Source organism: Humisphaera borealis, from assembly GCF_015169395.1.
Lineage (GTDB): Bacteria > Planctomycetota > Phycisphaerae > Tepidisphaerales > Tepidisphaeraceae > Humisphaera > Humisphaera borealis.
In genome coordinates, this window is record NZ_CP063458.1 from 1,092,063 (window position 1) to 1,114,335 (window position 22,273).

Sequence of the window (22,273 nt, forward strand, 5' to 3'; positions counted from 1 at the left end):
CTATCACTGTATTAACACTCCAACGGCGAATCGGGATCGTCGGGATCACGGTTCCGCCAGCGGCGGAAGTGGCTCAACCGCCGGTCCGGTCAGTACCCGGCCCTCGGGGCAGAAGCGACTTCCGTGAACCGGACAATCCCAGGACTTCTCGACGTCGTTCCACACAACGACACCCTGCTGATGGGTGCAAAGCGCCGAGCACTGATGAATCTGCCCTTCCTTGTCGCGATACGCCGCGACCTTGGTCAGCCCCTTGCGGAGAATCGCCCCACAGTCCACGGCAATATCGTCCACCGACGACACCTCGCCGGGCGTGAGCAGGGCCGCGTATTGAGCAACGGCGTTCAGGTTTTCGCTCAGGAACGTCCCAGGCGAGCTCAGGGGTTTTCGCTGCGGTCGATACAGTTCCGCCCAGGGCGATTCGACTCCGGTTATCAGGTCGGTGACCAACTTGGCCCCGAGCACTCCATGGGTTAGTCCCATCCCGCTGTCGCCGGTGATGACGTAGCAGTGTTCATTATCCGCGGTCGGAACAGCGCCGATAAAGGCAACGCCGTCGTCCGGCTCATTGACTTGTCCGCTCCAACGCCAGGCCAGCCTGCCGACACCGTCGAAGTTCTCGCGAGCCCATTGTTCGAGGCGGGCGAACCGCTGTTCCTGATCGGGCCGATGGTCGTGCTGTCCTGTTTTGTGGTCTTCCCCGCCAACGAGCAGAATCGCTGGCTCGCCCCCGCCCTGCCCCTGTTCGAGGCGGGCGTAGTGATACGGGTCGAGCATATCCCAATAGAGGCCGTCGGCGATCGCGCCGGCGGGCACCTCCAGACCCACCATGTAGGTTCGATAGGCTGCGAACTTCGTGTAGATACCCGCCCAGTTGTTGATGACCGAGGGGACATTCGTGGCGGCCAGGCCGAATCGTGCGGTCACCTCGAATCCGTCCGAGGTGGACGCCTTAACACTGCCCTTCACCGTCGCCAGCTCGTTCACGAACGTGTGCGTATGGACGCGCACGCCCATCGCGGACAATCGCCCGGCCAGTTCGCCCATGAAAATCAGCGGCTGGAAACGAGCCTGTCGCCCGAAACGCAGGCAAGGCTGCCTGCGGGTTCCGGTGGCATCGCAGGCGGCCAGTTGCTCCACATGGGGCATCCCCGCGCGCTTGGCAGCTTCGACTTCGCGCGCCAGGGACGGCACCTCCTTCGGACCGGCGAATAGATACGCGTCGAGCCGAAGAAATCCGCATTCAATTCCTTCGTCCTTGGAGACCTTCTCGATGAGATCGATCGCTGCCGCATGACTTTCATACTGGATACGAGACCCCGTCTAACCGTGGGCGCGTTCGATCTCGTAGAAGCGATCGTCGATCGCGCTGGCCAGATGCGCGCTGGTTCGACCCGACTCGCCACCGCCAACCTCTTTCGCCTCGAGTACAGTCACCGACAGACCCGCCTTGGCCAGCAGGTAGGCCGCCATCAGCCCCGCGATACCTGCCCCAACGATGCAAACGTCCGACCGGATGTTCGCCTTGAGCGCCGAGAAGCTTGGCGGCGTGTAATCGCGGTACCAGATCGGATCGGTTCTGCCAGACGGATTCGCACCCGACGCCACGATCAACTCTGCTGGGATGCTTTGTGCGTTAGACATCGCAGTATCCTTGGCGCGAAACCTACCGGCGTCAGCGCTCGAAATACCAATGAAGCTGCACTATCCCGGTGAATCTTCATTCATGTCGTGCTACCGAACTGCTCCAGTCGTGCGCAAGGTTGTCCTGACTCGCTGACAGCATGTCTTGAACTGCGGCGCATATGCCCGACACAGGTTCAAAAGGCCCCAATTCGCAGGGTGGCACGCATCATGCAAAGAGATCGACACGTATGAAATGAAGCTTCATGCACGATCTCCCCAGTGAACACCATGCAACAAGACACCGACGGCAACGGCCGAAAAATCAGCGTCGCGTCCGCAAGCACCCCGCAGACCCAGAAGGAGCCTTCGCCTCCGTACTCGCCGCAGAAGCTTTCCAAGCCCGGCCTGGAAGCCGACATGACGCAGAAGCCGCGCTGGCAAGCACCGCTCTACAAGGCCGCGGGAAAACTCGAGGGCAAGTCGGCGCTGATTACCGGCGGCGACAGCGGCATCGGCAAGGCCGTCGCCTACCTCTATGCCCGCGAGGGCGCCGACGTCGCGATCGTCTACCTGCCCCAGGAACAGGTCGATGCAGAGGAAGTTCGCGCCGCCGTCGAGGCAACCGGCAGGCGTTGTCTGCTGATTCCCGGCGACGTCCGCACCAGTGCGTTCTGCCGCGAGGCGGTCGAGCGCGTGGTCGCAACCTTCGGGCGGCTCGACATTCTCGTCTCCAACGCCGCCTGGCAGGATCGCCAGGACGACATTCAGGATCTGTCCGACGAGCAGATCGACCGCACATTCAAGACCAACATCTACGCCTACATCTATCTGGTTCGGGCGGCGGTGCCACACATGAAGCCAGGCTCGGCGATCATCGCGACCAGTTCGGTCGCCGGCCTCAAGGGGGGCGGATCGTTGTACGATTACTCGGCCACCAAAGGCGCGATCGATTCGTTCACCAAGGTGCTCGCCAAGGAACTGGTGGACAAAGGAATCCGCGTCAACAATGTCGCCCCGGGCCCGGTCTGGTCGCCCCTGAATCCCGCCGACCGTGGACTTCCGCCTGAAGAGGTCGCCGCCTTCGGCAAGAAGACACCGATGGGTCGTGCCGGTCAGCCGGAGGAGATCGCACCGGCTTACGTCTTCTTCGCCAGCGATGCCGATTCCTCGTTCATCAGCGGCGTCGTGCTCGAACAGTCCGGCGGCGAAACCATGGCAGGATGACCTTGCCGATCCTGTCGCGACGCGCGTCGATCCCGTCGATCCCGCAGCATTCACTCGGACGCTGCCGGCGATCGTCCCGACGCTCGCGGCGGCGACAGCATCAGTGATCGCAGTGAACTGATGAGCCGCGCTGCATCGATCGGCTTCGAAAGGTGTAACGCAAACCCGCCCTGCTCGCTCCTGGCCCGGGCTTCGCCAAACTCGAGCCCGCTCACGGAAATGCCCTGGATCGTCTGGTAAGCCGTTCGCATCGATCGCAGGACGTCGCAACCATCGCGCCGTGATTGCAGGTCGATGTCGCAGACAAGAAAGTCGGGGATCCATTCGCTGGCCGTGCGCAACGCACTTCGATAGTCGGTGGCATAACGACACTCGAACTGCTCGTCCTCCAGAAGTTTCGCCATCATCCGTGCCGACAGGTCGTCGTCCTCGACCAGTAGGATGCGCGGCCTCGTGCAGCCAGCTCTGCTGCGCTCCGGCCCTGGATGACACCTCGCGGAATCGGATTCGCCAGAGGGCACGGCGTTGCCCTTTCGGTGTTCCAGCATGGTGATGTACCTCGTTGCAACGTGCGTCAATCCGGCCGTCAAACTTCGGTCTGATGATAGACAGCGTCACCGCACCGCGCGAGCCTGAAAAATTTCTGCAAGTGTGACATCCTGTCCGCCCTGCCGTTCCTTCGACCCGTTGCATGGCAAGGTTTTCATCCAGACGTCCGCCGGGGAGCGGACTAAACCGCAGTTCCGTCGCATTGGGGCGGCACCAGATTGCGGCCACGCGGCGGGACTGATCGCGTTCGAGTTTCCCTTCACGTTGCAGCGACGGCACCGTCGTTGCAATGGCCTCCGGCGAGTGGCAGATCATCTTCAGGCAACGACATCGTGGAGGTCGAACGTGACAATACAGGCTGTGAATGAGAACGCGTCGCGGGACAAGAACGCGTGGCGTGAAACACAAACCCGTGACCCCTTCAGCATGTCCACGCCGGGCAGCCTTCCTGGCGCGCAGAGCCGGGAGACAGGCAAAACGAAGAATGTCGGCGATCCTGAGCGGCTGGCATCCATGGTCGCCGGCGCGGTGCTTGCCGTTGGCGGTATGAAAATGCGTGGGCTCGCCGGCTTGGCGATGCTCGCGGGTGCAGGCGGGCTCATTCGCCGTGGCTACACGGGTCATTGTCCGCTGAACACGGTCATTCACCGCAACTCTGCCGAGGAAGCCACACCGGAGTCTTACTACAAACGAGGCATACACGTTCAGTCGGCTTTCACGATTCAGAAACCGCGGAACGAACTGTTCGCCTTCTGGCGCGACTTCCAAAATCTGCCCCGTTTCATGAAGCACCTGAAAAAAGTGGCCCCGCTCGGCGGCGACCGCTGGCACTGGGAGATTCACGCGCCAGCCGGCTCGACTGTTAGTTGGGACGCCGAGATCGTCAACGAAGTGCAAGACGAGTTGATCGCGTGGAAGTCGGCCGGCGGCGCCGACGTTGACAACGCCGGTTCCGTGCGTTTCCTCGACGCGCCGGGCGACCGCGGCACCGAGGTCCGTGTCGTGCTCGATTACATCCCTCCCGGCGATGTCGTCGGCAAATGGGTCGCCACCCTGTTCGGGAAAGATCCCGCCCATCTCATTAAGTCTGACCTTCGCCGATTCAAGCAACTGATGGAAGCCGGCGAGATTCCGACCATCGAAGGGCAGTCCAAAGGCGAATGCACGTGCTGATCGCGGCGTACGGTGAAAACCGTGGCCGACAGTTCGGCTTCCAGGGTCGTACGGCATCCGCCGATCGCGCAAACCCTCCCAATCTTCAACATCGCTCTCAACCACAGGACCAAGATCATGCGAGCTGTCACCTGGTGCGGAAAACACAAAGTCGAAGTCTGTAATGTTCCCGATCCCAAGATCCTTCAGCCCACCGATGTCATCATCAAGGTGACCACGACGTGTATCTGCGGCTCGGACCTTCACCTTTACAACGGTTACATCCCCGGCATGCAGAAGGGGGACGTGCTCGGCCATGAATTCATGGGCGAAGTCGTCGAAGTCGGCAAAGCCGTCAGGAAGTTGAACGTCGGCGACCGCATTGTGGTTCCGTTCACAATCTCCTGCGGTGGTTGTTTCTTCTGCAAACGCGGACTTTGGAGCTGCTGCGACAATACCAATCCGAACGCCGCCGTCGCCGAACAGGCTTACGGATTCACGACGGCGGGACTGTTCGGCTACTCGCACCTGACCGGCGGCTACGCCGGTGGCCAAGCCGAATACGTTCGGGTGCCCTACGCCGACATCGCCCCCATCAAGGTCCCCGAAGGCCTCAGCGACGAACAGGTCGTCTTCCTGACCGACATCTTCCCGACCGGTTACATGGCAGCGGAGAACTGCAATATCCAGCCCGGCGACACGGTCGCGGTCTGGGGTGCCGGACCGGTCGGACAGTTTGCCATTCGATCGGCATTCATGCTCGGCGCAGAAAAGGTCGTCGCCATCGACAGCGTGGACGATCGGTTGGCGATGGCCGCCCAGGCCGGCGCAACCACCATCGACATCGACGACGAATGGGTCTACGAGAAGCTCCTCGACCTCACCGGAGGTCGCGGCCCGGACGCCTGCATCGACGCCGTCGGAATGGAAGCTCATGGGCTGACCCTCGACGCGCTATACGACCGCGTGAAGGCAACACTGTTCATGGCAACCGACCGCCCCCACGCCCTGCGACAAGCCATCAACTGCTGCCGCAAGGGAGGCACCGTTTCCATCCCGGGTGTCTACGGCGGACTCGTGGACAAGCTGCCCATGGGCGCGGCGATGCAAAAGGGCCTGACATTCAAAATGGGCCAGACCCATGTCCCCAACTACCTTGCTCCGCTGCTCGATCGCGTCGCCAAGGGGCAGATCGATCCATCGTTCGTGATTACCCACCGATTCGCACTGGAGGATGCGCCCAAGGCTTATGACACCTTCTCCAAGCGCGAAGCCGGCTGCATCAAGGTTGTACTCAAGCCCTGATGGGTGCTCAGTTCGCCGACTCCCTGTCAAACTCAACGTCGCCGAACGAACTCGAACCTTATCCCTTCCTCCGGTACTCCCGGGGGAAGGGATTGGGTCGAAGGTTCCCGACGCACTCTCGTCACTCGAGATGGCCAAACAAACCCGAGGTTGAAGGCAAAGTGGGAACATTGAACCTCCGGTATCGAACGTCCAACTGCAAAGTCCCGGCCGCCAAACGAACCCGAGAGTCGGCTCCGCACCCAAGGCTCTGCCAGTGCGCCGCACCATCGGCTTGTTTGCCGAACGAACCCAGATCGCCGAACGAACCCGAGATCGCCAATCGAAGCCGAGAATCAAGACGAACTTCAAACGTCAGAACCCAATTGCGCGCAAGTCTTGTTCTCGACCGCTGTCCATGACGGGGCTTTCCAGGCCGTGGGAGGTGCATCACGCACCGACAGATTCCATCCTCAAGCCTCATTGGTCTGCCGAACGAACCCGACGGCTCATCATGCGGACAGATCTGACCCAGCCTGACGTTTCCTGGTGCGCATCGCGCATGGCAAGCCCCGGCCTTGGTTGTCGGTCGGAGTAATTCAGTGACTTTGTAGGCACCGGCGAGACAGGGGCGTCGTTCGCTGAATAAAGCGATCAGCCAACGACGGCACGACCGACCTCCCGCGCGGGAACTCGTCGATCGCAGTCCGCCGGACGACGGTACTGCCAGCTTCCAGAGAATTTTGACAACCAAACATTATACGAACTGTCATCTGTTCGTCAATGTTCAACTTCGGCCAGTTTTCACACGATCGGCAGCGACCCACCGGATACTTCGAACGCGAGTTCCACGAGTAGCCGGTGCGGCTCACGATCGTCGCTTCCCGTCCCCCGGAACTGTTTTGACCATCGCGCCGAACCGTCCCGCCAGCCGAGGCTTGAGCCATTCGCTTGATTCCCTACCATTCGCAGCGTTGCCGGGGGCCACTGCTTTGGAGAGCGAATCATGGCTTCGACCCGCAACACTACACCTCCCGTCAGCGCCGATGACGCACTGCGCCGTCTGATCGAAGGGAACGAGAGGTTTTGCAGGGGCGAGGCCCAGTTCCCCACAGTGCAGAAGGACATCCTGGCCGACCTGGCAATCGGCCAGAGCCCCTACGCGACCATCCTGGGTTGCAGTGACTCACGCGTGCCGCCGGAATTGCTGTTCGACGCCGGCTTCGGCGAACTGTTCGTCATCCGCGTCGCCGGCAACACGCTGTCGGCCGAGGTCGCCGGCAGCATGCAGTACGCCGCCACCCACCTCCACACGCAGTTGTTTGTCGTACTCGGACACGAGAACTGCGGCGCGGTACAGGCGGCGATGGCGACGAAAGTGGACGGGATCAGGCACAAATCACGGATCCAGCTCCTCGTGGACAACATCGTCCCCGGACTGACCGATCCCGACGAGCGCCTTACCCCTGATGCACAACTGGCGCACGCGGTCGAGGAGAACGTCCGCTGGACCATTCGCCAGATTCACCAGATGCCGGAGGCCGCCGCGCGACGCACAGAGGGGAAGATGAAACTCGTCGGTGCCGTGTACGACATCGGATCGGGCGGCGTACGCTTTTTGCCAGACGACCCCGAACCATCCCAACGACCGCGGTAGTCTTCGGCTCCCCTCGGCCTCCCGATGTCGGGCAACCCGTTCGCGCAACCCGTTCAGGTAAGGTGTCGGCCAATACGTCCTCCGATTCCCCGCTGCACACCCGACTCCAAACGCCAGCCCGGAGCGCGGTAGCCGAATAGCCGCAAAGCAAAGATCGCCACAAGGTTGCGGCAGGCCCCCGCTTTTCGTATCCTTGGAGGTCCGTCGGAAACGGCGACGGCAACTTTTTTTTGGCCTCATGGCGGAATTGGCAGACGCAGTGGATTCAAAATCCACCGCCCCAAAGGCGTGAGGGTTCGAGTCCCTCTGAGGCCATCCTAACAGAATGCGAACTTTCGCACTCCGTCGCAACCGCTGGCACGCCAGCGGTTTTTGCGTTTTGCGGCCAGGCGTTTTGCGAGGTGTTTCCAGTCGATTCTCGGCCGGGCTGCGCTGGTTTTTGCGCTCCCGGTTCGGTCATTTGGGCGGCACGTTCGTAGTGCTGGTCGGTCACCTGAAGGTAGTGGTCTTTCGCCACGTCTTCGGAGTTGCCGAGCCACTGGCACACGACGTGGCCGGGGAAGATCTCGCAAAGTTCCGTCTGCCGTGTCGCTCGCAGATTGTGAAAGAGTCGCGGCCATGGTTCGACGTCGGCAACGTCGATGATTCGCATCAACTGCGTCCGCAGATTGCTGTTGGGATTGCGATAGCGGGTGATGACGAACTCCGAGCCTTCCGATGCATTCTGAAACACTTCCAGCAGGTAGCGTTTGAGCTCGGGGAACATCGGAATGACGCGGGTTCCCTTGTTGCTGTAGTGCTCCGTCTTGGGCGCGTGGACGAGAATGCGTTCGCGATCCCAGTCGATGTCGCCCCACCGCAGGCCCAGATGCTCGGACGGACAGCGCAGCCCGCCGTAGCGGCTTAGCGCGAAGATGAGCCGCCATTCGGCGTCGGGACAGGCGATCAACACCTTCTGCGCGACTTCCTGGCTGATGAAACGTTTGCGGGCATCGTTCTTCTGGGAGCCGGCCTTCACGTCCTCGAAGGGATTCTCAGGGATCAGCTTCCACTTGACCGCCTTGCGGAAGAAGTGGCGGCAGGTCTTCACCCGGCGACTGAGCGTGGCCTCGGCAAGACCCTTCGCCTTCTGCGCCTGTCGCCACTCGTCGGCCTCGAGTGGCCCGATGGTTGCGATGTCGCGATCGGCGCCGAAGTAGGCGACGAGGTCACGCCGAACCTGACGGTAGGCGGTCTGTGTACTCAGCTTGATGTCGAGCGAGCCGAGCCACTTGTCGAACATCTCGCCGAGTGCTCCCGTGCGTTTGGCTTCGGATGCCGCCGGTGCGATAAGTCCCTTGGCTTCCAGTTTCGTGCGCAGCGGGCCTTCCAGTTTGGCGACCCACGTCGCCGTGGCGTCGTCCACGGGGCGATTCTGTTTCAGGGCTGACAGGAGCGATTCGATCTTATCCATGAATCGCTCGGCGTCGCGGCGCGGCATCTTGCCCGGTCGGATGGTCTGTCGGCCGGATACGCCCGGCCGAAAGAACTGGATGTGCCACAGGTTGTCACCGTCTTCAATTAAGCTTGCCATTTGGGTTGCTCCGATGGAGGCCGGCTCTGATTGAGTTTCTGCCCGGCGAGATCACGCGGCCAGCACGCTGGCGGGCCGAGTTTTGGCACGTTCAACGAACGCAATCAGGTCGGCCGGGTCGAATCGGACCGAACGCCCGATCTTGACGGCGGCAAGCTCGCCGCGGTCGACGATGGTCCAGAGGGTCCGTGGCGAGATCGCTAGGAACGTGGCGGCCTCGCGGCTGGACATCAGTTTCTGCATGGGTCGGATACTGTTCTCGAGTAATCGCATGTGGGCATCCTCTCACACTTTTTGGTGCTGAAAAGGGTCGAGTGAGTCCGCGCCATGCAAACGACCACAGCAAGGTTCGAAGGTATTTTTACGAACTTCAGCCGCTGCCGCCAAGGGCGGAGGAATAGTTCGAGTGGGGTCTTGAACGCCTCGGTTCGCAGCTTGAAGTCGGCGATTGCGGTGGTCGATCAACGTACTGAGTTCACTTTCGGATCTCGGTGGAAGTCGATCGGACCAAATCAAAATCCGTGCCAGATCTCGTTCCGTAAGCGCAGGGCATTGGAGGCGCGCTATGGGGCGGCAACTTGGACTTACCCCTGAGCGCATTGACCACCACCCAGCGCGGAACGGTCGTGGCGACGGCATGCCGACAGCGCCTAAGTTGAGGTCTTTTGACTCGGTCGCCTGTCTTGTGATGGCGCAAGAAGTGTTCAGTTTTTCGGGGTTCAGAGATCCGTGTTCCTGGCATGGCCATTCGATTCTGGTGGTAGGCAATCCGGTGTTCGATATCGTGACTGTAGCGGACGCTACCAAAGTCTTCGACGGATGCAGCGTCCACATCCATCAGTCTCTCGATAATCCTCATGTGTGATCTGTCTTTTTCGGTTTGACGAGTCCGTATGGAGTATTCGGGAACCCGCCGAACTGATCGGTGTCTCCCTGCCTGGCCTCACAATCACTTAGCGTCTTCCGGCACCCACGCCGGATGCTTACTCCGTCTCCTTCGGCTGGCGCAACGCGGAGTGGGTATCTCAGGTAGATTCTGTGAGTCCCGCCAATTGACTGGTAGCGATGGAACGGCGCGTGCTGAAGTGCAGCAGCACCGCTCGTCACAAAGACCTATCCAGAGGCCCAGTAGTCCGTTGGGTCTGCGCCAGCGCCTGCGATCGCACTGCCAGGCACGACGATGTACTTGTCGGTTGTTCCTGCTTCGGCCGTCGTGGATGCCGTCACCGAGACGCCGGGAATGTCACCAACTCGCAGGAAGCGGCAAAATGACTTAGGGGCGCTATTAGCGCTTTGCGCCCCTTCAGTAAATCCCTTAGCGCGCCTCGAATGCCGTTCTTTTGGCCATCCAGAGCCAAATTGTTTTTCTTTCTTTCTTCATCCTCTCGTCAAGTTTGAACATGACGATGCCGCCTTTTGGTTGCGCGCGGGGCGGAGAAAGAGGCACGATGTGTCGCGAACCGGCGTTCGGGATGACTGCGCGCGATTCGCCGAAACAATCGCAGAGGTCGGCAGAAGTTTTTTCCGCCCTGTTCGCAGTCGAGCGCTCTGCGACGAACGGCCTCGATCTGGCGATGGCGGAGAAATGAATCGGGCCAGGGTGGGAGGTATGGTTGTTCGTCGCCCATGGACGCTATAGCTTGGCAGACTTCCTTCCGCCGCTCCGCGTGATGCTCACACTCTCGGAAAACGATGAAACCTTGGCACGACGACCGAGATGGCTGAGATGTCCGAGATGGCGAGGCTCCCACGTCTCTCCGGTAGATGACACACCTTCTCACACCTTTCCCACACCTCCCGAAGAAAGGTCATTGAGCGCAAACTCTTGTTTTGTCTGGAATAAGGACTTCAATACACACCTTCCACATCTTTTCAAAGATCAAAGAGGAAGTAAAAGAGTAAGTATCTATATGGGGTAACATGGGACCCAAAAAAAGGTATTCAAGGTGTGGGTGAACAGCGTAACTCTCTGCCCAGCTGAAGCTTCGACGTTCACACCTCCTCGCGAAGGTGCGTCAAAGGTGGAGATGTAGGTCAGTGGACGTTGGTCAACCCAGGATTGGACAGCGGCCCGGTCGTTCCCCATCTCTTCCCCCGCCCTCGCGGCTCCCACTATGTGCTGCGGTGATTACTGACCTTGCGGAGCGCCTGTGGCCAGCTGACGCGGCTGGAACGACTTCTTGGGTCAGAATCATGGTACCTTGAGCAGCAAAGCCCATCGCTCTTTCTGCGCCTCATAGGCTAACGTCCATTCACCAGGGGCAGCCTGACAGCGGGCATCACGATAATGCTCCGCCAACCGCAGCGGTTCTTTTGAGGGGCAGATCAATTCGGTCAATGGCGGGCCGTCGGCTACGAGACGCATCGTCGGAAGCGATGCAAGTAACGTGGGACTGATCTTCAGGGGAGCGCTCATAAAAACGGTGGCCTCGATACAGGTCTGGTCGGACGTTCCCGACCTTGAACATTGCGGCCGGATGCGCAGTCAAGCGTTACGGCATCTGGCTCGTACTATTTACCGGGTTAAGAATATCCTTCACCCCACGATTACGCCTACGAAACGGGGAGCTGGGAACATCCGACCGGTATCTTCAAAGTCCGCGTGAGGTGCCAATTCGCGGCGTGCAGCCGAATCAGATTAGCCTCTGTGCGGAGCGGAGAGCCGGAAGGCTTAGCGCGCCCCGCGTGGTGATCTGCGTGAGTTCGACCCCGCCTCTTACCCTTCTTCCCTCCGCCGATGGAAAGCCATGCCCTGATGACCTGCGGTCGTGCCGTACATGGCGGCCGTGTAGCTCGGTCGCAAACCAAGCCACGACGTAATAAGCCCTCGGAGACCGCACGATTGGCGTTCCGGCCGCGACACCAAGTGGACCATCGCACTGAGCACCTGTGACTGGAGAACGCGCGGCCTCCAAAACTCTCCTGAGCCATCTCGAGCATCATGCCCCTGCCGCGAGCGCTTGGACCAACCGAACCGAGAACGGACGTCCAGTGATAGGTGATGAACAGCGATAAATCCGCACGGTGGTCACTTTCCGGGCGTGATCCTTCGACACTTTCTGCGCCATCGCGATCACAGCCCCATTTCCCCGTCCGACCTCAATCCATGAAGGAAGGCATTGGAACATCAATGTCCCAATGCCTTCGTCGTGATCCCAGTCTGAGTTCTCGTTCAGGTCCACCCCACACCTATCGCGATGGACGTCGCCGTTCGGGACTGTTGCTCCAAGACGTCTGATGATTCTGGCGGCTCGATCAACTCGCAGATGCTTCTGTCTTCCTCCCCTCCGCCGATTGCCGCGCGATTGATCCAAGAACAAAGATCGTACTTTGCCTGAGGTATGCGTATCAAAAGTCACTTCGACAAAGCGATCCGTCGATTGGCGAAAGAACAGGCTCGAAAGTGCGAGTTCCTGCCATGGCATGCGACGCATCAAGATCGCCCGTCGGCAAGGTTCTCGGAACGCAGGATCTCAATCCTCTTGCAAACGTCCACCCACTTCGGCCCGGCCAGTCGATGGAACGCCCACAGCCACCAACCGCCGCGAATCTTGATTCCGAAGTCGCTCGCTCGGTACGCCATTGGCTCGCCGCGAGCATCCCGCTTCCACTCAACGCCGACGCGATGAGCACGCGATTCGGTTACTGCTCTTTGAAAAAACAATGTAACTCACTTCGTCCTGCCGAAGACTCCTGAGCCATTCAGGAAGGAGTCCTCCATGAGGCCGAAAGGGAGTTCGGCGGTTCTGGAACAGCGACGCCGCGACGCGCTGGCCCTGCTGAAGCAGGGCATGAAGCCCGCCGCCGTCGCCAAGACGTTGCGCGTGTCGCTCGTGTCCATCGGTCGCTGACGGCAACTCGCGTCCGGCGGAGGAACCAAAGCGTTGGCGGCGAAACCGCAATCAGGTCGTCCGCCGAAGCTCGATGCGGCGAAGCGGAGCAAGATTGCCGGCCTGCTTCTGCTCGGGCCGAAGCATCACGGCTTCGATAACGACCTGTGGACACTGGACCGGATCGCACAAGTGATCCAACGGCACTTTTCGGTGAGCTACCACCCGAGCCAGGTCTGGCGAATCCTGCTCTCGATCGGCTGGTCCTGCCAGAAGCCGCAGCGTCGGGCCAGGGAACGCAACGACGATGCGATCGAGCACTGGCGGCGAGCCGTCTGGCCGCGCATAAAAAAAGGCGCGAAAACACGTCAAAAGCGTGCTGTTTCTCGATGAGACGGGCCTGATGCTCCAGCCGTAAATCATCACCCTTCAGACTATGAAGCTCATCCACGCCCTCCTGCTAACCGCGCTGCTCGCGTTACCCTTCCCAGGCCTTCGGACTGCCGCTCGTTGAATGCGTGTCCGACGCAGATGTGCCATCGGTGGCGAAGGCACATTCAGAGGGCGATTTGTGGTGGCAGCGGATGTTCTCGATGGCGTTCGACGGCCATGAGGTCGTGAAGGAGATCATCGCCCATGATTCGTCACACCGTTGTCTTCCGACTCAAACATCCCGCAGCCTCTGCCGCCGAACGGGATTTCCTCAGAGCCGCGCGCGAGCTTGCAGGCATCCCTGGGGTACAACACTTCGAGTGCTTGCGGCAGATCAGCGCCAAGAACCCCTTCACCTTTGGTCTCTCGATGGAGTTCGCCAATGCGGCGGCCTATAAGCGATACAGCGACCATCCCGACCATGTGCGCTTTGTGCAGGAGCGTTGACCCAACCGATTTCCAGTTAACCTTCTCCGGCGGCGTCAGCGCGGCGACAGCCGTCGCGGTCAACCCGGTAAGCCCGTCGGTTTACAACGTGGCCGTCAGCGGGATCGCCGGCAGCGGAACGCTGGGATTAAATCTTGTGGATAACGGCACCATCCGTGACACGGCAGGACATTCGCTGCAAAGCAATGCCGCCACGGCTGGCTTATTCGCGAGTGAGACGACTTTCGCCGTTGGGTCCCGGCCGTTTACCGTGGCATCGGCAGATGTGAACGGAGATAACAAACCCGACCTGATCACTGCAAATTTTGGAAGTGACAACGTTAGCGTTCTTCTGGGCAACGGCGATGGAACCTTCCAGGCGGGGACGACTTTCGCAGTTGGTGACGGACCATATTGCGTCGCCGCCGATGTGAACGGTGACAATAAGCCAGACCTCGTTACCGCCAACTATCACAGCAAATCCGTCAGCGTTCTTCTGGGTAACGGAGACGGAACATTTCAGGCACAGAAGACCTTTGCAGTCGGGATCGGTCCGACGTCCGTGATCGTGGAAGACATGAACGCCGATGACAAGCCTGACATTGCAACCTCCAACTCGGTCGCCGGCACCGTTAGTGTCCTTCTGGGCAATGGAGACGGCAGTTTTGAAGCTCAGCTTACCTTTGCGGCCGGGCTCGACGCAGGTTCTTTGATCTCTGCGGATTTGAACGGCGACGACAACCCTGACCTGATTGCCACGAACTACTACAGTACCACAGTCAGCGTGCTTCTGGGCAATGGCGACGGCACCTTTCAGGCGAGGCAGGTGATCGCGGTTGGCTCCAGCACCGCTACAGTGACCTCGGCAGACGTTAACAATGATGGTAAGGCCGACCTGGTGACTGGTAACTGGGCAAGCGACACCATCAGCGTCCTACTGGGGAAGGGGGATGGAACCTTCCAAGCGGAGAAGACCTTCAACGTCTCCGAACCGTGGTACATCACATCGGTGGAAGTGGACGGCGACGGCAAGATCGACTTGATCGTCGTTGACGAGTTCAATGACAAAGTCAAGGTGCTTCTGGGAAACGGTGACGGCACATTCAAGGCGCAGAAGACTTACGATGCAGGATCTAGTCCAGTTTTAGTGGAGGTGGTCGACGTCAACGGCGATGCCAGGCTCGACTTGATAACCGCCAACTTCAACAGCGACACTGTCAGCGTGCTGCTGAATAGCGGTAGAGGGAATTTCACGGGCCAGACTTACACGATCCAAGTCCCACCATCGAACTCAGCGGTCTACACTGTCACCAGTCTTGGCGACTCGGCAGGGACTGTGACAGCCGCAGGACCTCGGAAGTTCAACGCCACGACGCTGCGCGCAGCAATTGCCGCAGCGAACTCCCATCTTGGGAACGATGCAATCGAGTTCGCTCCCGGGCTCAAGGGCATGATCACGTTGTCCACTGCGTTGCCTCAATTGTCTGACAATGTAGTTCTGAGGGGGCCTGGCGCATCGCTATTGACGGTGGCACGCAGCCCTTCGGAGGCCTCAAACTTCTCGATCTTCTTCCTCAATGCCGGCAAGACCGCGACCATCTCAGGTCTCGGGATTGCAAAGGGCACTGGTGTTCCCGTGGGGCCATCGGGCATCACAGCTGGCGGAGGCATCTTCAACAACGGAGCGCTGCGCATTACTGACTGTGTACTTACCGAGAACTCTTCGAAGTCGACCGGTGGCGGCATCTACAGCGCGGGGAACTTAACTGCCACTAACTGCACGTTTACTGGAAACTCCGCACAAGACGGTGGCGCGATTTACACTACCGGCACGGCAACCTCAACCCTTCAGAGTTGCAACCTCGCGGGCAATTGGACGGGCCAGGGCGGCCGTGGCGGCGGAATCTCCAACGGTGGGGCCCTCACCATAGATACCAGCCTTCTGGTCGCGAATTCGGCAGGCCGTGCCGGCACGGGAGGTGGCGTGTACAACGGCGGAAGCCTCGTCCTAAGAGGGTCAACTGTGGCCGGGAATGCGGCCCAACAGGGTGGTGGGATCTACCACGCGGGAAATGGCTCGTTCATTGCATCCAACGCAATTGTGGCGATGAATCTCAAGGAAACATGCAACGTCAACGGACAGGTGACGGCAACTAACCCCGACGATCTCTTCGGTGCCTCGACCAGCACGGCCAGTTCTTTCAACCTCATCGGCACCGGCGGCTCTGCGGGCATGGCCAACGGTGTCAACCACAACATTGTTGGCGTCGATCCTGGTTTCCTTCTCAATCCAAGTTCGGGTGCCGACGGGATCCGAGCCACCGCCGACGATGGGCCCGGGAACTTCCGACTCCGGCCGGACTCGCGCGCCCTCAATGGTGGCGCGAATAATCTCGTCGCTCCCGGCATTACGATGGACATCGACGGACGTCCGCGAGTTGTCGACGGGACTGTCGATATCGGCGCCTATGAGATGAAACTGCTGCGCGTCAGCAGCAGTGCCACTGGCGGCAGTACCGGCCAGTCGTGGAGCAGTGCATTCCGAAGTCTGAGTGGCGCCTTGGGAGCGGCGAGTCCGGGCACCAACGTCCTGGTGGAAGCCGGTACCTATCTACCCGGTACGGCCAGCGCTCGGAGTGCGTCATTCTCTCTCGGGGCCGGAGTGTCGGTATTTGGCGGATACGCTGGGAACAGCAATCCCCTGAACCCGAATCAGCGGGACATCTCCGGATTCAAGACAATCTTGTCGGGAGACATCGGCAGGCCGAACGATAACAGCGATAACAGTTACCATGTCGTCACTGCCGTCAACGGCGGAGCTCCGATTGTGCTCGATGGTGTCACCATCACGGCAGGCAATGCCAACGATGCCAGTGCGCTGAACGGCAAGTTCGGCGGCGGATTGCTGATTATCGGTTCCTCGGCCGTGCTCCGCGATTGCCTCGTCAATCATAATTCTGCGCTCGGCAGCGGTGGTGGCATTGCGGCTCTGCTCGGGTCCAATGTCGACGTCAAGAACTCGGAAGTGAGTCAGAACAAGGCGGGCGTCGACGGCGGTGCGATGCACACCAGCGAGGGTGCCAGGCTGAGCATGACCGGCGGCAAGGCGATCGGCAATCTTGCCGGGGCGCTGGGCGGTATGCTCGGTGCCGGCGGACAGTCCAAGTTCGAGATAACCGGCGTCGACGTCGCCGGCAACAAGGCCAAGGAAGGTGGCGCGATCTCCGTCAAGGAGAAGTCGTCCGGGATCGCCGATCAGTGCAAGATCAACGGCAATGAGGGCTCGGTCAACGGCGGCGGGTTCCGCATCAAGGACGAAGGAGCGGTCGACGTCAAGAACTCGGAAGTGAGTCAGAACAAGGCGGGCGTCGACGGCGGTGCGATGCACACCAGCGAGGGTGCCAGGCTGAGCATGACCGGCGGCAAGGCGATCGGCAATTTTGCCGGTGTATTCGGCGGCATGCTCGGTGCCGGCGGACAGTCCAAGTTCGAGATGACCGGCGTCGACGTCGCCAGCAACAAGGCCAAGGAAGGTGGCGCGATCGCGGTCAAGGAGAAGGCGTCCGGGATCGCCGATCAGTGCAAGATCAACGGCAATGAGGGCTCGGTCAACGGCGGCGGGTTCCGCATCAAGGACGAAGGAGCGGTCGACGTCAAGAACTCGGAAGTTAGTCAGAACAAGGCGGGCGTCGACGGCGGTGCGATGCACACCAGCGAGGGTGCCAGGCTGAGCATGACCGGCGGCAAGGGGATCGGCAATCTTGCCGGGGCGCTGGGCGGCATGCTCGGTGCCGGCGGCCAGTCCAGGTTCACGATGACCGGCGTCGACGTCGCCAGCAACAAGGCCAAGGAAGGTGGCGCGATCGCGGTCAAGGAGACGGCGTCCGGGATCGCCGATGAGTGCAAGATCAACGGCAATGAGGGCTCGGTCAACGGCGGCGGGTTCCGCATCAAGGACGAAGGAGCGGTCGACGTCAAGAACTCGGAAGTGAGTCAGAACAAGGCGGGCGTCGACGGCGGTGCGATGCACACCAGCGAGAACGCCAGGCTGAGCATGACCGGCGGCAAGGCGATCGGCAATTTTGCCGGTGTATTCGGCGGCATGCTCGGTGCCGGCGGACAGTCGAAGTTCGAGATGACCGGCGTCGACGTCGCCGGCAACAAGGCCAAGGAAGGTGGCGCGATCGCAACGAACGAGGAGTCCGTGGGGGCCGTCACCCAGTGCCTTGTAAATGGGAACCAAGCCAGTGGCTTGGGAGGCGCACTGGCGGCTCTCGGCAGTTCAACGTTGGGCGTGACTAACTCGACGCTCTCTGGAAATATGGCGGACAAGGGTGGTGCCATTGGCGTTAGTTCCATCAAACGCCTCTTTGTCGGTGCCTGCACGATTGTTGGCAACACTGCTGCAGTCGGCGGAGGCATCGCAGGGCTAGGCGCTGCGATTGGACTCTTCAACGCGATCGTCTGCGGCAACTTTGGATTGCTGACCACCCTGCGATCGTCGGAATCGCCTTCCAACGACATCGAAGGAACGATAGGCTCCGACAGTTCATCGAACCTGGTTGGCGTGGGTGGTTCCGGAGGCATTGTCAACGGCAAGAACGGCAACCTCGTCGGCATCACCCTCGCCCAGCTCAAACTCGGCCCCCTGGCCGACAACGGCGGCCCGACCCAGGCCATGGCCCTGCTCCCCGGCAGCATCGCCATCAACGCCGGCTCCAACGCCAAAGCCGTCGACGCCGCCGGCAAACCCATCGCGACCGATCAGCGCGGCACCGGCTTCGCCCGCATCGTCGGCGGAATCGTCGATGTCGGCGCGTTCGAAGTGCAATCGCCCGTCGTCACCGGCAAAGGCTCCGTCGCCGGCATTGTGTTCAAAGACCTCAACGGCAACCGCATCCAGGACGCCGATGAGTCAGGCGTCAAAGGCTGGCTCGTCTGGGCCGACCTGAACAAGGACGGCCGGCTCAACTACAACGAGCCCCGCACCGTCAGCAACGCCGGCGGTCAATACACCCTCACCAACGTCCCCACCGGCTACCAACTCGTCCGCTTGGAGAAGCGCACCGGCTGGCAACAGACCATTCCCCGAGGCGGCGGCGCCCACGGCCCGACGATCCTCACAGACAAGCTGATCACCGGCTGGCATTTCGGCATCCGGCCGATTCTGGGATAACGTCCGGCCGACGTATCCGCGGCCTTGTAACGAAGCCAACCGAGTACAAGCCGAAGCGGCATCGCGATTGGACTTTGAACCTTTTGCTTTTCTGGCACGTTTATTGGCGGCACGCTGGCCACGACGCAACGTTCACCTTTCCCATCATGACACTCACCCATCCTCTGTTTCGTCTACTCTGCCTGGCGATGATTCTCCCCACGACGGCCTCGGCAGAGGGTACCACGAGAAGGCCCAACGTCGTCATCCTCCTCACCGATGACCAAGGGACACTGGATGCAAATTGCTACGGCTCAGCCGACCTCAAGACCCCCAACATGGATAAGCTGGCCTCGACCGGCACGCGCTTCACGCAGGCCTACGCACACACCGTCTGTTGTCCGTCCCGGGCGGCCCTATATACGGGGCGTCATCCGCAGCGCGGAGGGGTGATCAACTGGACCCAGGGAGATCGCCACGGCACCGACCGCGCCAATATCAACATGGCCGCCGAGGAAGTCACCCTCGCCGAGGTTCTGAAATCCGCTGGCTACCGCACCGCCTTGTTCGGCAAATGGCACCTGGGCGCGAAGATCGGCCATGGTCCGCTGGACCAGGGGTTCGAAACTTACTTCGGCCACCTCGGCGGCTTCATCGACAACTACCGGCACTTCTTCCTGCACGGGCGCGGCTATCACGACCTCTACGAGGGCAACGACGAGGTCTTCCGTCGCGAGGAATACTACCCGGACCTGATGACTGAGAAGGCCGTCGCCTACATCGATAAGAACAAGGACGCGCCCTTCTTCCTAACCGTCGCGTTCAACCTCCCGCACTATCCCGAGCAGCCTATCGCCGCGTTCAAGGACACCTACGCGGACATGCCGATGCCGCGCCAGGCCTACGCGCGGGTCATCTCATCCGTGGACGCGATCATCGGCCGCGTGATCGACAAGCTCGAACAGACCGGGCTCCGGGACGACACCATCGTCATCATGATGAGCGATAACGGCCACTCGACCGAGGACAACAAGGGGATCGCCGTCGAGAACCACACCAGCGGCTACCCAGTCGGCCACTACTACCTGGCGCACGGCGGCGGGGGCAACACGGGCAAGTGGATCGGCCACAAGGGTCAGTTCCTCGAGGGCGGCATCCGCGTGCCCGCGATGATCAGCTACCCGGCCAAACTCCCCCGCGGCCAGACCCGCGAGCAGGTTGTCCCGATCATGGATTGGTTCCCGACCGTCCTCGAACTCTGCGGCATCCAAAAGGAGACCGGCGCACCCAAACTGGACGGTCGAACCATGATCCCGGTGATCGCTGATCCGAAAGCCCCCAGCGCTCACGAGGTGCTGCATTTCGGCTGGGCCAATGGATGGGCAGTCCGCAAAGGCGACTGGAAACTCATCTCCACACAAAACAAGACCAACGGCAAGGTCACCAAGGCCAGCCTACACAATCTGACAGGGCCTGAGCCGGAGGCGAAGGATCACGCGGCCGAACACCCCGAAATCGTGGCCCAGCTGACGGCGCTCCACGAGGCGTGGGAGAAGGATGTCAACCCGAAGTAGGGGCGGGTCCGAGACCGGTGCCCCTCGGGCGTGTTCCCTCGGAATCGGGGATCACGGCTTTGGCTGCGCGGTCGCCGATGACGAAGCTGCCCAGGCGTGCGCCGCTCTCGGCGCGGATTTCCCACACGGCACCCGGCCGCGTCTGCTGGCGAATGATCTTTGCGGCGGCGATGGCGCCATACGATTTCGAACTCCCATCGGGCGCGATCCAGAATAACTCCACGCTCTGCTCGCGCGAGTTGACGAACGTGACATCAAACGGATTGCCATCGGGCTTCGAAGGCGGCGTGGCTCCTCCGTCCGCGGGATGCCAGTCGAGTGCGGGAAGTGACGCGAGCGGGATATCCGCGACGGGCGCGGCATCCGCCGGCGCGAGCGCACGCAGTTCGGCGGCGCGCGCCTTGTGTTCGGCGGTTCCGTCACGGTGCAGAAGGTTGGTCCACTCGTGAGGGTCGGCGGCGATGTCGTAGAGTTCCTCTTCGCCGTTGGCGTAATGGATGTAACGCCAGCTGTCGCGGCTTACGGAATAGGCGTCCGGGGTCTGGAGTTGTGTGATTGCGGCGTGGGGCCACGTGCCCTTCGGGTTGCGCAGCAGCGGCACGAGGCTGCGCTCGGCGGCGTCCTTGTTCCCCGACGCGGGCAGCCCGCACAAATCGGTCAGGGTGCGGAATACGTCGGTGAGGCTGACCGCACGGTCGCAGATATCCCCGGCGGCGGTGCCCTCGGGCAAGCCAGCCGCCCCCTTGGGAACACGTACGATGAGCGGCACCCGCGTACACAACCGCCATCCGGTGTATTTCTGCCAGTGCTCCTTCTCGCCCAGATGCCAGCCGTGATCGCTGATGAGGACGACGATGGTGTTGTCACGGTGCGGGCTTTTCTCCAGCGCGTCTAGCACACGCCCGACCATGGCGTCCGCAAAATGAATGGCGGCGAGATATGCCTGGACGCCCTGCTTCCACTGGCCCTGCTTCTGGATGTGCTCGAAGTAACGATTGCGGGCGAGTTTCTGCCCCGCCGCCGGGACGTCGTCGAGATCTTCAGCCTTGTAGCCCGGCCCAACCTGGATTGTTTCGAGTGGAAACGGCTCGAAGTATTCCTTGGGCACGAACCACGGCTCGTGGGGCTTGTAGATGCCGCAGGCAAGGAAGAACGGTTTGTCGTGCGGGTGCCGGAGTTGTTCGCCGATCCACTTTGTCACCAACCAATCGCCGCCATGTTGCTCGTCGGTCACGTCGAGTGCGGCCCAGTCGGTCTCGCGATACTGCCATGGTCCGCCCACCGGCAGGCCGACCGGGCGGTTGGGGGGATCGAACGTGCGCGGGAAAGGATCATCCTTCGACTTCTCTGGGAAGTAGTCGTCCCAAGATTGGGGGTCGATGACGTAATGAAGCAGCTTGCCCGAACCAGCAGACCAGTAACCGTTGCGGGAGAAATGGCGCGGCAGCAACTCCGCGCGGGGTATGACATCGCGGAGCTTCTGCGCGTTGTTGTAGAGGCCGGAACGGTACGGCGGCACACCAGAGAAAATCGCCGAGCGAGACGGATTGCACGAGGGCGCGGGGCAATGCGCGTTGGTGAACAGCACGCCGCTCCGGGCCAGTCGGTCGATATTGGGGGTTTTCGCCTGCGGGTGTCCGCCCAGGCAGCCGACCCAGTCATTGAGGTCGTCGGCGACAATGACTAGGACATTGGGCTTGTCGCCGGGAGTCGCCGCGCAAACCCCATCGCCCCATAGGCCGGCGAGCAAGGCGAAGAGCACGCCACCCACCCTTATTCCGGCCATCGCCA

Annotated in this window: 15 protein-coding genes, 1 tRNA gene and 2 pseudogenes; 11 read left to right on the plus strand and 7 right to left on the minus strand. The window is 61.0% G+C overall.

What is annotated here, in order from left to right:
* Positions 1 to 45: 45 nt before the first annotated feature.
* On the minus strand, positions 46 to 465 hold the full coding sequence (locus tag IPV69_RS27075) for a Rieske 2Fe-2S domain-containing protein (protein WP_261362007.1): 420 nt from the start codon (positions 463 to 465) through the stop codon (positions 46 to 48).
* Positions 448 to 1,644, minus strand: a pseudogene (locus IPV69_RS27080) (NAD(P)/FAD-dependent oxidoreductase); the annotation flags it as partial. The gene IPV69_RS27075 and the pseudogene IPV69_RS27080, both read right to left, overlap by 18 nt.
* 270 nt (positions 1,645 to 1,914) lie before the next feature.
* Between IPV69_RS27080 and IPV69_RS04170 the strand changes: the two are divergent.
* Positions 1,915 to 2,850, plus strand: coding sequence for an SDR family oxidoreductase (locus IPV69_RS04170; RefSeq protein WP_206293659.1), 936 nt, complete (start codon positions 1,915 to 1,917; stop codon positions 2,848 to 2,850).
* Positions 2,851 to 2,900: 50 nt separating this feature from the next.
* Here the strand turns inward: IPV69_RS04170 and IPV69_RS04175 are convergent, their stop codons facing one another.
* Positions 2,901 to 3,398, minus strand: a complete 498-nt coding sequence (locus IPV69_RS04175; protein WP_206293660.1) for a response regulator — start codon at positions 3,396 to 3,398, stop codon at positions 2,901 to 2,903.
* A 346-nt stretch (positions 3,399 to 3,744) separates the two neighbouring features.
* Here IPV69_RS04175 and IPV69_RS04180 point away from each other — a divergent pair, with 346 nt between their 5' ends.
* From IPV69_RS04180 to IPV69_RS04195, 4 genes are all read left to right on the plus strand, one after another.
* Positions 3,745 to 4,572 carry an SRPBCC family protein gene (locus IPV69_RS04180; protein WP_206293661.1) on the plus strand — a complete coding sequence of 276 codons (828 nt, stop codon included), beginning with the start codon at positions 3,745 to 3,747 and terminating at the stop codon, positions 4,570 to 4,572.
* A gap of 117 nt (positions 4,573 to 4,689) precedes the next feature.
* Positions 4,690 to 5,856 carry a zinc-dependent alcohol dehydrogenase gene (locus tag IPV69_RS04185; protein WP_206293662.1) on the plus strand — a complete coding sequence of 389 codons (1,167 nt, stop codon included), beginning with the start codon at positions 4,690 to 4,692 and terminating at the stop codon, positions 5,854 to 5,856.
* A 985-nt stretch (positions 5,857 to 6,841) separates the two neighbouring features.
* On the plus strand, positions 6,842 to 7,492 hold the full coding sequence (locus IPV69_RS04190; protein ID WP_206293663.1) for a carbonic anhydrase: 651 nt from the start codon (positions 6,842 to 6,844) through the stop codon (positions 7,490 to 7,492).
* A 232-nt stretch (positions 7,493 to 7,724) separates the two neighbouring features.
* Positions 7,725 to 7,807: transfer RNA gene (locus tag IPV69_RS04195), tRNA-Leu, on the plus strand.
* On the opposite strand, the gene IPV69_RS27790 is transcribed toward IPV69_RS04195, so the two are convergent.
* The 3 genes from IPV69_RS27790 to IPV69_RS27795 all read right to left on the minus strand — a co-directional run bounded on the left by IPV69_RS27790 (position 7,758) and on the right by IPV69_RS27795 (position 10,172).
* A complete protein-coding gene (locus IPV69_RS27790) occupies positions 7,758 to 9,065 on the minus strand; it encodes a tyrosine-type recombinase/integrase (RefSeq protein WP_206295635.1) in 1,308 nt (435 codons plus the stop codon). The genes IPV69_RS04195 and IPV69_RS27790 overlap by 50 nt on opposite strands.
* Positions 9,066 to 9,116: 51 nt before the next feature.
* Positions 9,117 to 9,308 (minus strand): helix-turn-helix domain-containing protein, encoded by a 192-nt coding sequence (locus IPV69_RS04205; RefSeq protein ID WP_206293664.1) that lies wholly within the window; start codon positions 9,306 to 9,308, stop codon positions 9,117 to 9,119.
* 612 nt (positions 9,309 to 9,920) lie between these two features.
* Positions 9,921 to 10,172 (minus strand): phage BR0599 family protein, encoded by a 252-nt coding sequence (locus IPV69_RS27795; RefSeq protein WP_206293665.1) that lies wholly within the window; start codon positions 10,170 to 10,172, stop codon positions 9,921 to 9,923.
* A gap of 233 nt (positions 10,173 to 10,405) precedes the next feature.
* Here IPV69_RS27795 and IPV69_RS04215 point away from each other — a divergent pair, with 233 nt between their 5' ends.
* The 6 genes and pseudogenes from IPV69_RS04215 (at position 10,406) to IPV69_RS04235 (ending at position 20,482) form a co-directional block, all read left to right on the plus strand.
* Entirely contained in the window at positions 10,406 to 10,654 is a 249-nt protein-coding gene (locus IPV69_RS04215) for a hypothetical protein (protein WP_206293666.1), read from the plus strand.
* Positions 10,655 to 12,784: 2,130 nt separating this feature from the next.
* Positions 12,785 to 12,916 carry a hypothetical protein gene (locus IPV69_RS27470; protein WP_261361987.1) on the plus strand — a complete coding sequence of 44 codons (132 nt, stop codon included), beginning with the start codon at positions 12,785 to 12,787 and terminating at the stop codon, positions 12,914 to 12,916.
* 30 nt (positions 12,917 to 12,946) lie between these two features.
* A pseudogene (locus IPV69_RS04220) lies at positions 12,947 to 13,288 on the plus strand (winged helix-turn-helix domain-containing protein); the annotation flags it as partial.
* 243 nt (positions 13,289 to 13,531) lie between these two features.
* A complete protein-coding gene (locus IPV69_RS04225) occupies positions 13,532 to 13,774 on the plus strand; it encodes a Dabb family protein (RefSeq protein WP_206293668.1) in 243 nt (80 codons plus the stop codon).
* Positions 13,749 to 18,929, plus strand: a complete 5,181-nt coding sequence (locus IPV69_RS04230; protein ID WP_206293669.1) for an FG-GAP-like repeat-containing protein — start codon at positions 13,749 to 13,751, stop codon at positions 18,927 to 18,929. The genes IPV69_RS04225 and IPV69_RS04230 overlap by 26 nt, the downstream gene beginning before the upstream one ends.
* A 146-nt stretch (positions 18,930 to 19,075) precedes the next feature.
* Complete coding sequence (locus IPV69_RS04235) at positions 19,076 to 20,482, plus strand: sulfatase-like hydrolase/transferase (RefSeq protein WP_206293670.1); 1,407 nt, start codon at positions 19,076 to 19,078, stop codon at positions 20,480 to 20,482.
* Here the strand turns inward: IPV69_RS04235 and IPV69_RS04240 are convergent.
* Positions 20,469 to 22,268, minus strand: coding sequence for a sulfatase-like hydrolase/transferase (locus IPV69_RS04240; RefSeq protein WP_241179992.1), 1,800 nt, complete (start codon positions 22,266 to 22,268; stop codon positions 20,469 to 20,471). The two genes, IPV69_RS04235 and IPV69_RS04240, sit on opposite strands and share 14 nt — an antisense overlap.
* Positions 22,269 to 22,273 lie beyond the last annotated feature (5 nt).

Bases quoted from the DNA above. Each gene is read 5' to 3' on its own strand.
- IPV69_RS04170 (WP_206293659.1), top strand. From the start codon at position 1,915: ATGCAACAAGACACCGACGGCAACGGCCGAAAAATCAGCGTCGCGTCC.
- IPV69_RS04175 (WP_206293660.1), bottom strand. From the start codon at position 3,398: ATGCTGGAACACCGAAAGGGCAACGCCGTGCCCTCTGGCGAATCCGAT.
- IPV69_RS04185 (WP_206293662.1), top strand. From the start codon at position 4,690: ATGCGAGCTGTCACCTGGTGCGGAAAACACAAAGTCGAAGTCTGTAAT.
- IPV69_RS04190 (WP_206293663.1), top strand. From the start codon at position 6,842: ATGGCTTCGACCCGCAACACTACACCTCCCGTCAGCGCCGATGACGCA.
- IPV69_RS27790 (WP_206295635.1), bottom strand. From the start codon at position 9,065: ATGGCAAGCTTAATTGAAGACGGTGACAACCTGTGGCACATCCAGTTC.
- IPV69_RS04205 (WP_206293664.1), bottom strand. From the start codon at position 9,308: ATGCAGAAACTGATGTCCAGCCGCGAGGCCGCCACGTTCCTAGCGATC.
- IPV69_RS27470 (WP_261361987.1), top strand. From the start codon at position 12,785: ATGAGGCCGAAAGGGAGTTCGGCGGTTCTGGAACAGCGACGCCGCGAC.
- IPV69_RS04225 (WP_206293668.1), top strand. From the start codon at position 13,532: ATGATTCGTCACACCGTTGTCTTCCGACTCAAACATCCCGCAGCCTCT.
- IPV69_RS04230 (WP_206293669.1), top strand. From the start codon at position 13,749: ATGTGCGCTTTGTGCAGGAGCGTTGACCCAACCGATTTCCAGTTAACC.
- IPV69_RS04235 (WP_206293670.1), top strand. From the start codon at position 19,076: ATGACACTCACCCATCCTCTGTTTCGTCTACTCTGCCTGGCGATGATT.
- IPV69_RS04240 (WP_241179992.1), bottom strand. From the start codon at position 22,268: ATGGCCGGAATAAGGGTGGGTGGCGTGCTCTTCGCCTTGCTCGCCGGC.